Here is a 15,024-nt window from a genome sequence, read left to right as displayed (position 1 = left end):
CGGAATGATACGGAGGACACGGCAGTGCCGTTTCCCTACCCCGATTGATTGTAGGGACACGGCAATGCCGTGTCCTGACTGTGGGTAACTTAATCAATCAATCAATTCCGCTTCTTCAAAAATCTGCCGAGTTGTTAACTCCAAACCAGGCAGCAACTCATCCACAATCGGTGTATTATCCGTATAAACTTGACTTGAACCATCGGGAAAAAAGCTTCTTATTAAAATAGCTTCTGGATCGATTACCCAAACTCGCGTCACACCCGCCGCCAAATAATCTTTCGCCTTCTCTTCAAATTCCTTCATACTTTGATCCGGCGATATAATCTCGATCGCCAGTTCGGGAATTGCCGGACAAGCTTCATTTCGCCGCCAACTTTTCGGCAGACGCGCATAAGAAATGTACGTTAAATCGGGAACAGGTGCCCAATCTTTACCCTGACGTTTTAACAAAATCGCCCATTCTGGAAGCACTCGCCCGCGACTTTTACACCAGACACCAATCAGGCGACACAAAGCAAACTGTAAAGTAGAATGAAAATATTTAGGAGACACTTTGGGGATTGCTTCACCATCTACAAACTCATAATATACATCTGAGTCGGGCAAAGCTAGATATTCTGCTAAAGTGAGTTTGGTTCCGATGCCTACCATGAATCCCAGCCCTCTCGCTAATTAACTCAAATATCAATTATACAAAATTTCCCAACATTCCTAGAAGTGCGATCGCCCTTCTCCCTCTATTCCAAAAACCGAATAACAAAATCCCCGACTTCTTTAAGAAGTCGGGGATTTAACCGCGATCGCATTTTAGCTTAGGCGTTTCGCCTGTTTCTACGCCAAAACTGGCACGGGCTGCGGCCAACGTTTCATGACTTTACCAATCACCGCCAATTCTTCCATCAAGTTGTCGAACTGATCCGGTGTTAACGATTGCGGCCCGTCAGACAAAGCTTTTTTCGGATTCGGGTGCACTTCAATCATCAGCGAATCAGTACCGGAGGCGATCGACGCAAAGGCCATCGAAGGTACAAACTGCGCCCAACCAGTCCCGTGACTGGGGTCAACCATAATTGGTAAGTGAGTCAAGGTTCGCAGCACTGGAACCGCCGACAAATCAAGCGTATTCCGCGTATACTGCCTGTCATAGCCGCGAATTCCGCGCTCGCACAAAATCACGTTGGGATTGCCAGAAGCCATGATATACTCGGCTGCCATCAACCACTCTTCAATGGTGGCGGAAATGCCGCGCTTCAGCAAAACTGGTTTGTCTTGAGCTCCGACTTTTTTCAACAGCGAGAAATTCTGCATATTTCTCGCGCCGACTTGGATTACGTCGGCTACTTCTACGATCGCACTTAAGTCCGCCGCATCCATAACTTCGGTAATAATACCCAAACCGCTAGCTTCCCGCGCCGCCGCCAGCAGTCCCAAAGCACTCTCGCCGTGTCCTTGGAAAGCGTAGGGAGAGGTTCTCGGTTTGTAGGCTCCACCGCGCAAAAATTGAGCGCCAGCAGCTTTGACGCGCATCGCCGTCTCGACAATCATTTCTTCGTTTTCGACCGAGCAAGGGCCTGCTACGACTGCGATCGGGTGATTTAAGCCGATCGTCACAGTTCCCAAGGGAGTAGCAATCGCGACTCCGCTGGGTTCACCTTGGCGGTATTCCAGAGAAGCGCGTTTGTAGGGTTTTTCTACCCGCAGCACTTCTTCAATCCAAGTGCTCATTTCGCGCAGTTGCATCGCTTCGAGCTCTGCGGTGTCGCCTACCAAACCCATGACGACTTTGTAACGCCCAACGATTTTTTCTGGTATCAAACCCCAGTTAGTGCGGAGTTCTTCGTCTAGTCGATCGATCTCGGCTGCTGGAGTGCCGACTTTCATGACAATAATCATATTTTTTTTCCCTTGGTCTGTTGCGCTCAACACGGATTATGGCACGGATGCACGAAGAAAAACTGATGTAATTTTAATTCTGCATTCATCTAGATTCTTTCACCTGTCATCATTTCTCAGTTAGCAATTGCCCAAATCTATTATAACAACCCTAAATCATTTGTGAATTTCTTACTCCCTCCCCGCGAGTTCGGGGAGGGTTGGGGTGGGGTAAAAATATTTACGACTCCTGCAAGGATTGCTATATAACAACCTGTTTATAGTAATGACTAAAGTCTTTGCTGGCAATTTTACCTAGAAAAAACTGAAGTTTTTACTAAAAACCTTTGAAATTTTGGTAATTTTGTCTGTTAGCTAAATTACTGATGACTGATGACTCAGAGGGCGGATTTTGCAATTTTTTTAGTCACTTGTATCATATATCCTCTTCTAAACCCGCCCCTACAAAATGCTAATGACTGCTGACTAATGACTAATGACTAATGACTAATGACTACTGACTAATGATTTTTAACTTTTTGGTTTAGCGGCGCGCCATGCTTCTCGCATCCGTCCAAAATTGGTAGTGAATTCTTCCCACCCCAGAGTGCTTCCTGAAGTTTCTTCATCCCAGGAAGCTGAGAGGAGTCCGTAGCTCAATCCCAATACGCCTAAACCAAAACAGCCCATGCTTACCAGCAATACTGCTGTGTTGGGCAAGTCAAACAAGCCTTTGCTGACTATCAAATAACTCACAAAAAATGTGGAAATTCCCATAATGGTCGGTATGCCGCAAAATACCGCTATGCGCGATATCATGCGTTTGCTGACTGCTTCTGGGATGGATTGCGCCTGTTTTCGTGTTTTGTTAGCTGGAGGCTGCTTGTCGGCAACATTTGACTCTAAGGCTGCGTTTGTTTCAGGTTCTGGGGGCTTTTTAGGCGTTTTTTTACGATTTGTGACCGGTTCAAACGGTAAGCGCTGGCGGGGTGGTTCGGAGGACATATTTTATCTCTAACCTGAATTCTCGAACATTTCTTCAATAGGTCTTGGTTTTTGTCCAAGATTCTTGAATATTGTCGCAAATTTTGGCTTTGATGTTTAGCCGCGAATGCCTAGACGGGCAATCAATGCTTTGTAGCGTTCAACGCTTCCCTTTTGGATGTAGGCTAGGAGGCGCTTGCGACGGCCGATCATCATCATCAAACCGCGCCGGGATGCGAAGTCTTTTTGGTTGATTTTCAGGTGGGCGCTGAGTTTGCTGATGCGATCGGTCAGCATGGCGACTTGGACATCTGCCGATCCGGTATCAGTTTCATGGGTTTGGTAATCGCCCATGATTTCTAGTTTGCGCTGTTGTGTAAGTGGCATGAATTGATTTTAGGTTTTTTTGTACGATGTCACAATCTGGGATCTTATCACAGATCGAGAACGGTGGGGGTTGATTTTTTGGCGGCAAGGGTTGACCGGGCGATCGGGCGAGTTTAAATCCCCTTGGGGGGAAGTCAATTGCGCTACAGCGAAGTGGCGGCTGCTTGTCGCCAACTGATTTAGTTATCGGCTTAAATAGCCGATCGCCTCGCGTATCCAATCATCCGCATTACCTTTGTTGGACAAATTGCTGTCTTGACTGAGGGTTTGCAAGGCTTGCAAGACTTCCGCCCCAGTGTATCCCATCGCCAGCAGGATCATCTCGACTTCTTCTTGAATAGCTGCGGGGACTCCGGCGGCGACAGAAGTTGTCAAACCTGCTTCCTGTCTCCATTCCGAGAGTTTGCTTTTGAGCTCTAAGGCGAGGCGTTCGGCGGTTTTTGTGCCCACTCCGGGGGTTTTGGCGAGGATGCGGGTGTTTCCGCCAACGATCGCCTGGACTAAATCTTGCATTCCTAAAGTATCCAAAAGGGCGATCGCCAGTTGAGCACCAACACCGCTAACACTCGTCAACTGCCTAAACAAATCGCGTTCTGCCGCGCTACCAAAACCGTACAATACGATTTGGTCTTCCTTCACTTGCTGGTGAGTAAATATTTGGGCGATTTCGCCGGAAGCTGGCAATTGACCGGTCACGCGGGGTAAAATTTGGATTTCATAGCCAATTTGATTGACTTCGAGAGTCAAAATGACGCGGTTGCTGCCTTTGGCGATATTGGCTACTGTGCCTTTGAGATAGCTGATCATATTGTTTCTTACTAGACTTATTGCATAGATATTTGATTGATGGGCAAACCGCAGATGTCAGGTAGATAAACGCCCATCGACGCAGATAATTTCAACTCTTGAAAACCAATTAATTGAATCTTGTTTACTGAATAATACTACACTTTTGTATCAAATTATAGCGGTTCGATCGCATGGTGATATCGTTTCCGGTTGCATCGTCAGGTGATTTAACCGGCGCTAGAACACAGAGTACACAGAGTCCTAGAATATATATCTGAATCATTCCGATGCAACCGGATTTTATATGAGGTATGCCCAATCCCTCCGCAACGCTAGAGCCCAATGACCTGCGCGGGCCAATGACCTGCGCGGGCCAATGCCCTATGCCCTGCGCGGGCCAATCCCGGATAGTATCTCATCTTTATGAGAAAGGCTATAGTTATTTTTTAATTCAAAATAAGATGCTTTTTGACCAACGACAAATCCGTCTTGCCAAAATTCACCGCCAAAGCCACATTTAAATTTTCTAATGATTTTATAAACCACATAATTTCATCAGAAGCTTTACCTTCATAGTGATTGAACAAAATAGACAATCGCTTTTCCAACTCAGGCTTAACTTTGCCCGAAAGCAGCAGGATTTTGAGCATTAAAGCCATTGTCCGGCTGGGGCCGAGGTTGTACACCAAGTCGTAAAAAACGTAGTGACTGAGATGTTGGGAATTTTCCACTACTAAAAAATTGAACAATTGGTTGCAAGTCCGAGCTAACAATATATTATTTAATTTCCCTGAATCGTTTTCTGAAAATGTATTTTTGATGTACTTGTACAAGCGATCATTAAATTGACGACCGCCGTATTCTGGCTCCACTGCCGAGATTAAATATTCATACAAATCAACTTTGAATGAACTGTAAGATGGAGTTTGTCTGGCATCTCTTAAGAAAAACTGAGCCGATTCTTTGTGGGTGCGCTCGCCTGCCACTTTTCCGACAAATTCCCTAACAGCTAAGTGCAGTTCTGAATCGTTCAAAAGTGTGGGATTAGGCGCACGTTCCACAATTCCGATCTCTGTATTTCTCGGCTCAACCAAATAATTTAAATATTGAGATAAATTATTTTCAAATTTTCGCAATCTTTGAATTTCTAGTTTTTTGATTGTTTGCTGGTCTTCCTCAAGGCTGTTCTTGCTCAGCAGAGAATGCCCGTACAAATAAGGATACCGATAAATCAATTGACCCAAGGGGTAACGACTATTTTGTTGCTCGGCTTCCGGGTCTTGTTCTACGGCTTTTACTAAACGCTCTAAGGTCTGGAATTCTTGACTTTTAGTAAAGAATTTTATTTGTTCTTGCAAGCGCTTGACTATGTAAAATTCCATCCCGAATCGGGGAGAAGTCTGTTTAAATAAAGCTATTAGGTTGGCGATCGCAAATTTGTTCTGCGAGTGCAATTGCCAGCGGTTGATCGGGATGTAGCAGCAGCGGTGGAGGATATATTTAAAGTTCCGATCCGATCGCTTGACGGAGATTATGTTGTACAGAGTTGCTTCAATGGAGCGATCGGGATAGCCCATACCGTCGATAAATAGCTTGCGGAACCGCTCGATTACCTGCGAGGGGGATTCTGTTTCCACGCAGAAGACGATGTGATCGTACAATCTCTGTTCGTTGCTGCCTGGTTGAACATTATCTGAGGGCGGGGTGAGAATGCTGCTGTCTGCATCGGTTTCTGGACTGCGGTCTGCAACTTGTGGGACAATGATGGTCGGTTTTTCCTGAAAAGTTCCCGGATGCAAAAACCAATAGTGTTCTTGGCTTAATTGTTTGTTCGCCGCCCAATCCAAGGCTGACTGCAAACTTTCTCCGGTCAATAAGTGCGAGTCATCTTCGCGATCGGAAGCCAGCCACGCTGCCAGCGCCTCGCGGTACGGTGCCAGATTTCCTAATTCTTTTTCCACCCAGAATTGATTGAAAACTGACTGATAAATTAGGTTGGCGACTCTTAATTTACCCTGAACTTTAACAACCAGTCCTGACAGTTGCAATTCTATTTGTTCGGCAGAGTAATCTGCCGCTAATCCCGGCGCTTCTGCTAGTTTTGTCTGGTCTGGCGGCCGCAAAATTTGCTGGTACGAGGTTAACAGCTTGGTGAGGTCGCAGCGGCTGTGAAAAATGCGTTTGCGAATTGTTGTTAAATGTAGGGGTTCGTCCCATTCTTCCCAATTTTTAATAATTCGATGTTTGAGTATTGTTTTGACTTGCTGGGCTTCGCAATTTCGGCCAATAAAAGACCCGTATTCAAGTACCAAGTGACAAAGTTTTTGAGTCAAAAACGGTTGACCGCCCGTCCAAAATAATATTTCTTGGAGCACTTTTTGGGGACGAAAAGCTTTGAGTGCCAATCCTTTTGCTAGTGGCAAACTTTCTTCGAGTTGGAATGGACTTAAATTAATCGATCTTCCAATATGAAAAGGGTTGCAGCTTGGATATCGGATGGATTCTAACGGGGCTGCTGTTCCAAAAACTGCAAAAGTCAGGCGATCGTATTCGGGTTGTTCTGCCCGCTTGGAGTAACAAGCCCGGATCGTGGCAAAAAAATCGTTGGTACTGAAATTTAGGTTTCTAGTGCTGTCAATGTCATCGATGAAAATTACCAGATTTTGCCGAACTGACTTGAGCAAAACTTTTTCGATAAATATCTCTAATCGGTACGCTGGCGACAGCAGTTCGCGATCGTTCCACCACTTGATGGCATCAAACCTGTTTGTGAGGTGCAAACTGCTGGCGATCCTGTGCACGATCGCCCCGTACCACTTTTGGGGGGAGATATCCGGGCTGCTGATGCTTTTCAAGTTGATGGCGGCAAAAACTGTACCTTCTGCTTGCAACTTTTTGGCTGTTTGCACTAGCAGGCTGGATTTGCCCATTTGTGGCGAACTCAACACGTAGCAGAATTGTCCGGCTTTGAGTCCTTCGTAGAGTTCGCTGTCTGCGGGTCGCCTGACATAGGTGGGCGCACCGGCAGGCAAATATCCTCCGACTTGATATTGGTAGGTTGAGTTGACGAATGCTGTCATCTGGGAATTCATCAAGATCCTGCGCCCCTATACTGTGCGATCGAAAGGTTACAAATTGCAATAATTATTATTGCCAGCTTACTCTTGTGGAAAATTTTTGTGCCTCTTTCTCTATTGTCTACTAACTAAACTTTCTGTTGCTCAATCTTTACCGTATCTTTGCAACTGTTGACCTCAAATCTGGTTGGGCGGGCGATCGGACTCCGAGATCCGATTATTTACATTGGTTCACATTAAAGTATAACTATATCTATTTTTTGGGCTCGATCGGATTGAAAACATCAAAACGGCATTAAGTTCATATTTTTTGACAATAATACTTTAAAATTCACCCGATGGTATGATAATGCCAGGGAAACTCATAACTGCAATGCCGTCAACCCTCTGCCTTCTGCTTTGTCTGGCGAATGCAGAAAAAAAATGCTCTGCAATGAGTAGCAATAAAAAACCTCAGCATTTGGCTGAGGACTGCTTGAGTGGGAGATATCGTTAATCTGCGTTTTTTTTGTTGACTTAGATAGCATGGAATTCCATGCTGCTGACACTCCCCCGACTTCGATGAGCGCGGGGATTTTTAAGGAAAAACTTTTTGGAATGAATCCACAAAAAGTTTAATTCTTAAAGGCATTGTCAGTGCCCGCCAACCACTCGCTCAACTATAAAAGCTAAGTCTGTGGCTAATTGTAGAAGATGCGCCCTGATGAATTAACTACCCGATAGATGAGCACCCTGATGACATAACTCCCTGATGGATCGACGCCCTGATGGCTTTAGCCCCACTACCCAAAAAATTCAGGTTGGTGGATGATCGTGGACATTAGTAACACGTCACTTTTGGCGTTTTCGATCGCAAGCGGGTGTGCCTGTCTGAATTGATTATGGCAGGTAGATTTATCAGAAGACAAGTGGGCTATTGCATCAACCCACTTCTGACAGATCGGGTTAGCCAAAAAGTGCCAATCTACGGAAATCAGGGTCATCGAACATGAAAAACAGCATCTTAGTATTAGGGGTAATTGCCTCGGCGGGCGTCGGCTTTTTCCAGGCAGGTAGCGCCAGCGCTTCTGCGATCGTCCCACAACCAAAAACAGCCAGCAGTTTGACGGTTTCCGGGAGTCATCCCGACTTCAACTACACTGGAACGAATGAGGATGGGGACCAGGAAGAGGTCAAAACGGGTAAAGGCAGGAAATAATTGGCGATATTGTGTGGTTTGCCCGCAGTGCGGTTGCGATCGTAGTTGTGGTTGTAATGTTTGTTGTCGCAACCGCCTCGGCTTGAGGCGGTCAAAAGTCGATCGCGAATATCAGTCTACCTAAGATCGGGGGGTGGAGTCAGCTTCCAAGAACGGTGAATGAGAAAATAAAGAGGTGAGGCGAGTCTGTCGGTGGAGTTTCCCGACCTTGGGATTTCCTTACCTTCTGATGTTCGGGATTCGGATCTGGCACAATCGTATTTCATATCTTAAAAATCCAATGGAAAATATTCTCGAAACTACCCGCAGACAGCGCGTATTGACAAGAACCCAGGAAAGGCGTCAGGCGACACCCAAAGAAAAACAGTTAATTCACCTGCTGGCAAATATGGCTTGCAGTTTAATTAACTATGACTACAAACACTCGAACGGGAAGGGAACTCTCGCGCCTTCGGAACGCAAGCGTTTAGCGGAATGGCACTACCTGCGAGTTCAGCAAATTCGCCGGATCGAACGGTCGTTAGAACCCGTAGCTACCCTCAAGCGCGTGTACTACAAGAGCATTCTCAGTCCGAGGGATCTCAAGTCTTTGAAATTTCTGTGGCTGGATGAGGAGGACAAAAACCGCGTCAAACGGGTAGATCCTGACTTGGACGACATCCTCAGCGAAGCTTTGGATCGGGGAGATACTTTGAAACAGCTATTTCACTCGATCGAATCGAAAGACCGAATCTTTGCGGCAACTCCTAGCCCCGGCGTTGTACCGCTTTGGGTCAAAGAGTGGGAAGATTCCGAATATGACATCAACTATTTTCCGCCTTCTTTCTCTGCATGGGTGTCGATCGTGGACGACTAAGCTGGGTAAGAAATTTCTTTGCACGGGATCGATCGCAAATTTCTGATGGTAAAGGGCGGTTGCGATTGCCGCCACCGACTCTCGACTTGGCCGGGGGCGGAGTTAGGGCGCTAAGGTACGAGCAACCATCGGAGTACACAGAAGTGAATCGAAGTCAGTACCGTTGTACAATGGAGCAAAACCAGGGCTTCAGCTAATAGCTGATAGCTGATAGCTGATAGCTGATAGTTTCCCATGACTGACTCGATTTCTACTTCTCCTTTAGACTCGGCGGCCGATACAGCCGAACTACGCTCTCAGTTGAGGTCGGGTTCGGAAAAAGCTCAACTGCAACTGCTGCAACAACACATAGCAGATGCGGGTTGGGACGTATTGATGGAATTTTTATTAGAACGCAAGTCGGAGGAACCGACGGCGGTAATGGGTAAGGCTTACCAAATTCTTTACAGTGCTGATTCTGTGAGAGCTACGGAGTTTTTGCAGGCAAATTTTCCGACTGGAGTTGTGCCGCTGCGATCGGACTCTAACATTGATTACACTCCGCTGCAACAATTATTGGCGCTACAGGAATTTCAAGAAGCCGATCGCTTGACATTAGAGAAGCTTTGTGAATTGGCGGGCGAAACAGCTTTGCAAAGAAAGTGGCTGTATTTTACGCAAGTTGAGAGTTTGCCGGTGGCGGATTTGCAAACAATGAATGTGCTGTGGAAAGTTCATTCCGAAGGTAAATTTGGCTTTTCGGTGCAGCGCGAAATTTGGATGAGTTCGGGCAAGAATTGGGATAAATTGTGGCCGCTAATTGGCTGGAAGAAGGGGAATAATTGGACGCGCTACCCCCAGGAGTTTATTTGGGATTTGAGCGCGCCTAGGGGTCATTTGCCGCTGTCAAATCAGTTGCGGGGAGTGCGGCCGTTTGCGGCGTTGATGGGTCATCGGGCTTGGGTGAAGTGAAGGGTTTGGGGCGGGCTGGACGATCGCCGGCCCGCGATAGTTAGCGGGGAGATGGATTTTTTAGATTTAACCGCAGAGGGCGCAGAGCTCGCAGAGGTAGAGGGGTGAAGCGAATAGGGGCGATCGCGCTTCTAGGAAAGTTGGAAAATTTTGTATAATTGATATTTGAATTAATTAGCGAGAGGGTTGGGAGTCATGGTAGGTATCGGAACCAATTCCCTGATGGTTATAGTTAAGTTTATATGGAGAGAATGGCGATCGCGGATGAGTTATTGCCTGGTTTGGAGTTGACGACTCGACTGATTTTTGAAGAGGCGGAATTGCTTGATTGAGGGCGATGTTAGCCGCGAAACTCAAACAAGCTAAAATATCCTGTTGGGTGGGATAGGGAAAATCATCGAGAATTTCTTGATAAGTCATCCCAGAAGCGAGATATTTCAACACATCATAGACTGTAATTCTCATGCATCGAATACAAGGTTTGCCACCACGCTTACCCGGTTCAATCGTTACGATCTTAGTGATATCTCGGTCTGACATGGCACTTTTAATTGTACAACTACTATCGAGAACTCAAACACACTCATTAAGTTGTTTCATATCCTCTGGCGGCTGCACTTGCTTTTGCAAACTAATTTTGTCGCCCACTTCATAGCCAGAATTAAAGCCAGCCTCGCTGCTGACTTGAGAATCTGTTCTCGTTTTAACTTTAACCCCTCTGCCTTTTAAATAATCGGCGATCGCCTGTTGATTCTTCTCAAACATCGATCGCACTACAATCGCAGGAGTCGCCGCCGCATTTCCCTCTCCCGGAATCCCAGACTCCTCCATCTCCCGCTTTTGTTCCAGCAATCGCTGTCTCAGCCTTGTGGCGCATCCCACCCGAAAAGCATTCAAATACGCCAATCCCCGGCCGCTTCCCTTGCGGTATTTCGCCCGTTTCTCGATCGCAGAACTCAAATACTCGTAAAGGTGCTTGCAAACAATCAGATTTGTAGAGCTTCCCACCAAAAACATATTACCAGTATAAGTGTTCCGCATACCAGTACAACCGTTAGCTTCAGCAATTCCCGACAGCAGCATCATTTTCCAAGTCACAAATTTCGAGGTGGTTTCAACTCCGGTTTCATCAATCTCTTCTTGGTGATTCGGGCCTAAATCAGCGAGGCCCAGATTGTACTGCGCCAGTAAAACCGAAGCTTTTTCGGCCGCCGCCGTCGATTCATTTTCATTGGATGAGGTGGCGAGGGCTAACAGCTTTTTGATTTTTTCAACAATACTTGTATCTGCCATTGTTCGATAGATTTTGGGGTGAAAGTACGCCGTGGTAGCGATTTGGGGATAGTTATATTTTACTATAGCGTGGAATGTGCGATATTTTTCAACCGTCCTAGCGGGCAGTCAAAAACTGAATTTTTTAACAAAAAGATGCGTCTTCACGCAAGATTCGCTGAAAACGTCAGCTTCTTTGGTAACAGTGCGATGTTTTTTGAAGATAATTTGATTCATCTAAATAGTCTGTACCAAAAAGCTGCATTTTTCCCTAATACAGTTTACTTAAGATTTGTTATAGTTGAAGATTTCCTCCATACCTCCTAGTCCCCAAGCCATCGAGATAGTAGGGCGTAGCCGAGGAATCTTTGGAAGGTATAAGCAGTTTTAACCCAAGCGTATTAAAATAGAAAATGAGTCGATGGATACTTGACCAATAGCAGGCTGGATGAAAAAATGAATGAGAGTTTGCCGCCGATTTATTTTTACATTCCTAAAAGCCAGTGGCCTGTAGGAAAAATGCCAGAAATTCCTCAAGAATACTGGCAGTGGATGAGTTCTTGGGGTAGCAGGTACGGCCGGGGAAAGTATGATTGGACTCTGCAAACTTATCTTTATTTGAAAGCGGACGGGTTGCCATGTCAATTAATAGATTTTATGCCGGATGAAGGCATCGTGCTGTCCCATCGAGATTTTTTATCCGATAATTTACAACCGCTGCCGAAGTTGCTGGTTGTTTGTATTAAAGTGGATAGAGAACCTCACCCTTACGCTCAGTTGCAAGTAGTGCAGAACGATCGCGATCCGCTATTTAGTCGATCGCCCTTGTTATGGCAGTGTCACCCGCTCAAATTTTGGCTGCAACCAGGGTTAATTCCCCGCGATGCAGGCCGGGGCGAAATATTTAAAAATGCAGCCTTTTTCGGCGTTTTAGACAGTCTAGCACCGGAATTGCAAGCACCGTCCTGGGGCGAAAAACTCCGCGATTTGGGTTTAGATTGGCAAGTCGTGGGGTGCGATCGCTGGCACGATTACAGTAAAGTTGATGTGATTGTGGCTGTTCGCAGTTTTGAGGGCGAACTCACTTTTGACTCGAAACCTCCTTCAAAATTGATTAACGCTTGGCACGCGGGCATTCCGGCGGTTCTCGGCCGCGAATCTGCATACCGCAGGGAACGCAAAAGCGAACTTGATTACATAGAAGTAGCTTCGCCGGAGGAAGCGATTGCTGCTGTTGAAATGCTGCGGGGCGATCGTAATTTGCGCGCGGCCACGATCGAAAATGGTAGAATCAGAGCCCAGGAAACGGCAAATGCCCAGATTATTTCGCAGTGGCGCAATTTTTTGACAAACGTAGCCGTTCCTGCTTATTATCGTTGGTGTACCGCATCTATTTGGCAGCAGCAAATATTTTTAGCCCGCCGCCATCTAATTATGAAAGCAAACCGCCTACAAAACCGCTTAAAGCAATTGGTATCTGAAAAATAGCCGTGAAAATTTGCTATTTCATCCAAACTCATCAAAATCCCCAACAAATTTATCGCCTGGTTCGCACTATAAAAAAATCTAGTCCTAATTCTCAAATCCTCATCAACCACAACTTTAACAGATGCGATTTAGACTTGACTCCCCTGCAGGAAATGTCAGACATTCATTTGTTGACGAATCAAAAATATTTAATCCGCGCCGATTTTTCTTGTCAAGTTCAACCCTATTTAAATGCGATTGACTGGTTGTTTGCCAATAATTCTGATTTTGACTGGCTGATTAATTTAACAGGCCAAGATTATCCCACTCAACCGCTGTCAAAAACTGAAGATTTTCTTGCAAAAACTAACTCGGATGGTTTTATTCGGTATTGGGATGTTTTGGCTGAGGGAATACCTTGGGACAAACAGAAAGGATTCAAACGGTATTATTGCCGTTACTGGCGAATTCCCGGCCGCTGGAGTTACAATTTTTTGAAAGAGTTTCAGCAGTTGTCGGCGGTGCGAAAATTGACTCCGCTGCAATTTTACCTGAGTTACGGCCCGCTGGTGGGGATACCGCGCCGATCGACCTTATTTAGCGATCGGTTTATTTGCTACGGTGGCTGGGCGTGGTACACTCTCTCTAGAAAGTGCGCTGCATATATCAAAGATTTTGTTAATAATCGCCCGGATTTTGTGGATTATTATCAAAAAACAGTAGTCCCAGAAGAGTCTTTCATCCAGACTATCTTAGTCAATAATAAAACTTTAAATCTCGTGAATGACGACAAACGCTATATTGATTATACAAATGCAATAGCAGGTTCACCAAGAACACTGACAGTGCAAGATTATGCGACAATTACTAACGGCAACTTTCACTTTGCGCGCAAATTCGACATCAAACAAGATGCGGAAATTCTTGACAAATTAGATGCCTTAATTTTTACTTAAAAAGCCAGGTTGGTAGTGAGGAATTTAGTCCGCCTCAAAACCTGAACGCTAAAGTCCACAAAACGAACAGCAAAACTCAAGTGGTTAATTTTTTAATGAAAGTAGAAACCAAGGGATTTATCACTATTTTAACAGGTCTTTACTCATTCCAAGATTGCATTCATTTTTTGGCTTCAGTCAGGAAATTTCACCAGGAACCAATTATTATTTTAATAGATAGAGTGCCCCAAATTTTATATCCTTTACTTCAGGGATTTGGAAAAGTCATCTTGAAACCTGCACCATCTCACGAAAATCCGGTTTTAGCCTCGCGCCAAGCTAAACTGGCTTTATACCGAGAATCTTCGTTTGACAAAACTATTTATATGGACTGCGATATTTGTTTGTTGTCGCCAATAGATGAAGTTTTCGACTATCTTGATGAAGTGGATTTGTTGGTAACAGAAGATGTGCAGCCAGCAATTGCTAAAGCGGCAAATTTATTAAGAGTTAAGCAGGATATTCTGTCAACTTTGCAGTCTGTCGGATTGCCGCTAAATCAAAATAGTATTCAATACAACGGCGGGTTTATCGCTTTTACGAAAAGCAGTAAAAATTGCGAGTTTTTCCAAAGTTTTAATAAATATTTCGAGATAGTAGTAGCCAACCAAAATGTGCTATTATTGAAAGACCAAGGTGCTTTTGCGGCGGCTGTGGAATTTGTCCAACCGAAAATGAAAACATTGTCGCCTGTTTACAACTATTTGGATAAGTGGAAAGATGCTTATGCGATCGACAAACCGATTAAAGTCATGCACTGCACCTATCCCTATCGCCCTCAGTACGCAAAGAACGTGACGCGATCGCTCTTGACTCGAATAGTCGATCGCACTGCTAAAATATTTTTACCAAATCAACTTAACAATCCCTGGCGTTTAAAATAATTGAAATTGGCTGCGAAACAGCATCACAAGTAACAAAACTCTGGCAATAAATTTAAATAATAGCGTCAATATATCCGAGAATTTACCTATAACAAGCAAGAGTAAGAGGGCTGGTTTAGCCCATTTTTCAGTCATTTGTATCATAGATCATTAGCTAAATCCGCCCCTACTAATGACTGATGACTGATGACTGATGACCAATGACCAATGACCAATGACTTATACCATTTTTCTTTCATATGTGCTATGGATGAAGTCTTAGCCCCCCCGAAATCGCGGGGGGGTGGGG

The 15,024-nt window shown here is 45.2% G+C and carries 13 protein-coding genes and 1 pseudogene; 6 read left to right on the top strand and 8 right to left on the bottom strand.

Features of this window, described 5'->3' with window-relative positions; genetic code table 11:
* Positions 1–93: 93 nt before the first annotated feature.
* The 6 genes from AACV78_RS25990 to AACV78_RS25965 form a co-directional block, all read right to left on the bottom strand.
* Positions 94–654 carry a Uma2 family endonuclease gene (locus AACV78_RS25990; protein ID WP_194010458.1) on the bottom strand — a complete coding sequence of 187 codons (561 nt, stop codon included), beginning with the start codon at positions 652–654 and terminating at the stop codon, positions 94–96.
* A gap of 180 nt (positions 655–834) precedes the next feature.
* On the bottom strand, positions 835–1,896 hold the full coding sequence (gene aroF, locus AACV78_RS25985; RefSeq protein WP_194010459.1) for a 3-deoxy-7-phosphoheptulonate synthase: 1,062 nt from the start codon (positions 1,894–1,896) through the stop codon (positions 835–837).
* Positions 1,897–2,406: 510 nt separating this feature from the next.
* Positions 2,407–2,880 (bottom strand): PAM68 family protein, encoded by a 474-nt coding sequence (locus AACV78_RS25980; RefSeq protein ID WP_194012435.1) that lies wholly within the window; start codon positions 2,878–2,880, stop codon positions 2,407–2,409.
* A 96-nt stretch (positions 2,881–2,976) separates the two neighbouring features.
* Positions 2,977–3,246 carry a 30S ribosomal protein S15 gene (gene rpsO, locus AACV78_RS25975; RefSeq protein WP_194012436.1) on the bottom strand — a complete coding sequence of 90 codons (270 nt, stop codon included), beginning with the start codon at positions 3,244–3,246 and terminating at the stop codon, positions 2,977–2,979.
* 183 nt (positions 3,247–3,429) lie between these two features.
* Positions 3,430–4,053 (bottom strand): Holliday junction branch migration protein RuvA, encoded by a 624-nt coding sequence (ruvA, locus tag AACV78_RS25970; RefSeq protein ID WP_194012437.1) that lies wholly within the window; start codon positions 4,051–4,053, stop codon positions 3,430–3,432.
* A gap of 428 nt (positions 4,054–4,481) precedes the next feature.
* Positions 4,482–7,115 carry an AAA-like domain-containing protein gene (locus AACV78_RS25965; protein WP_228042463.1) on the bottom strand — a complete coding sequence of 878 codons (2,634 nt, stop codon included), beginning with the start codon at positions 7,113–7,115 and terminating at the stop codon, positions 4,482–4,484.
* A 985-nt stretch (positions 7,116–8,100) separates the two neighbouring features.
* Here AACV78_RS25965 and AACV78_RS25960 point away from each other — a divergent pair.
* From AACV78_RS25960 to AACV78_RS25950, 3 genes are all read left to right on the top strand, one after another.
* On the top strand, positions 8,101–8,310 hold the full coding sequence (locus AACV78_RS25960) for a hypothetical protein (RefSeq protein ID WP_194012439.1): 210 nt from the start codon (positions 8,101–8,103) through the stop codon (positions 8,308–8,310).
* 280 nt (positions 8,311–8,590) lie between these two features.
* Positions 8,591–9,166 (top strand): hypothetical protein, encoded by a 576-nt coding sequence (locus AACV78_RS25955; RefSeq protein WP_194012440.1) that lies wholly within the window; start codon positions 8,591–8,593, stop codon positions 9,164–9,166.
* 234 nt (positions 9,167–9,400) lie between these two features.
* A complete protein-coding gene (locus AACV78_RS25950) occupies positions 9,401–10,117 on the top strand; it encodes a GUN4 domain-containing protein (protein WP_194012441.1) in 717 nt (238 codons plus the stop codon).
* Positions 10,118–10,456: 339 nt separating this feature from the next.
* Here the strand turns inward: AACV78_RS25950 and AACV78_RS25945 are convergent.
* A pseudogene (locus tag AACV78_RS25945) lies at positions 10,457–10,657 on the bottom strand (DUF433 domain-containing protein); the annotation flags it as partial.
* Positions 10,658–10,690: 33 nt separating this feature from the next.
* Entirely contained in the window at positions 10,691–11,410 is a 720-nt protein-coding gene (locus tag AACV78_RS25940) for a DUF2786 domain-containing protein (protein WP_194012442.1), read from the bottom strand.
* 435 nt (positions 11,411–11,845) lie between these two features.
* Here AACV78_RS25940 and AACV78_RS25935 point away from each other — a divergent pair, with 435 nt between their 5' ends.
* The 3 genes from AACV78_RS25935 to AACV78_RS25925 all read left to right on the top strand — a co-directional run bounded on the left by AACV78_RS25935 (position 11,846) and on the right by AACV78_RS25925 (position 14,735).
* Complete coding sequence (locus AACV78_RS25935) at positions 11,846–12,877, top strand: glycosyltransferase (protein WP_194012443.1); 1,032 nt, start codon at positions 11,846–11,848, stop codon at positions 12,875–12,877.
* A 2-nt stretch (positions 12,878–12,879) separates the two neighbouring features.
* Positions 12,880–13,812 (top strand): beta-1,6-N-acetylglucosaminyltransferase, encoded by a 933-nt coding sequence (locus tag AACV78_RS25930; protein ID WP_194012444.1) that lies wholly within the window; start codon positions 12,880–12,882, stop codon positions 13,810–13,812.
* Positions 13,813–13,892: 80 nt separating this feature from the next.
* Entirely contained in the window at positions 13,893–14,735 is an 843-nt protein-coding gene (locus AACV78_RS25925; RefSeq protein ID WP_339383798.1) for a hypothetical protein, read from the top strand.
* Positions 14,736–15,024 lie beyond the last annotated feature (289 nt).

This window comes from Tychonema sp. LEGE 07196, assembly GCF_963890365.1.
GTDB lineage: Bacteria > Cyanobacteriota > Cyanobacteriia > Cyanobacteriales > Microcoleaceae > Microcoleus.
Note: the sequence above shows the minus strand (reverse complement) of the source record. Positions and strands in the feature narration are given on the sequence as shown.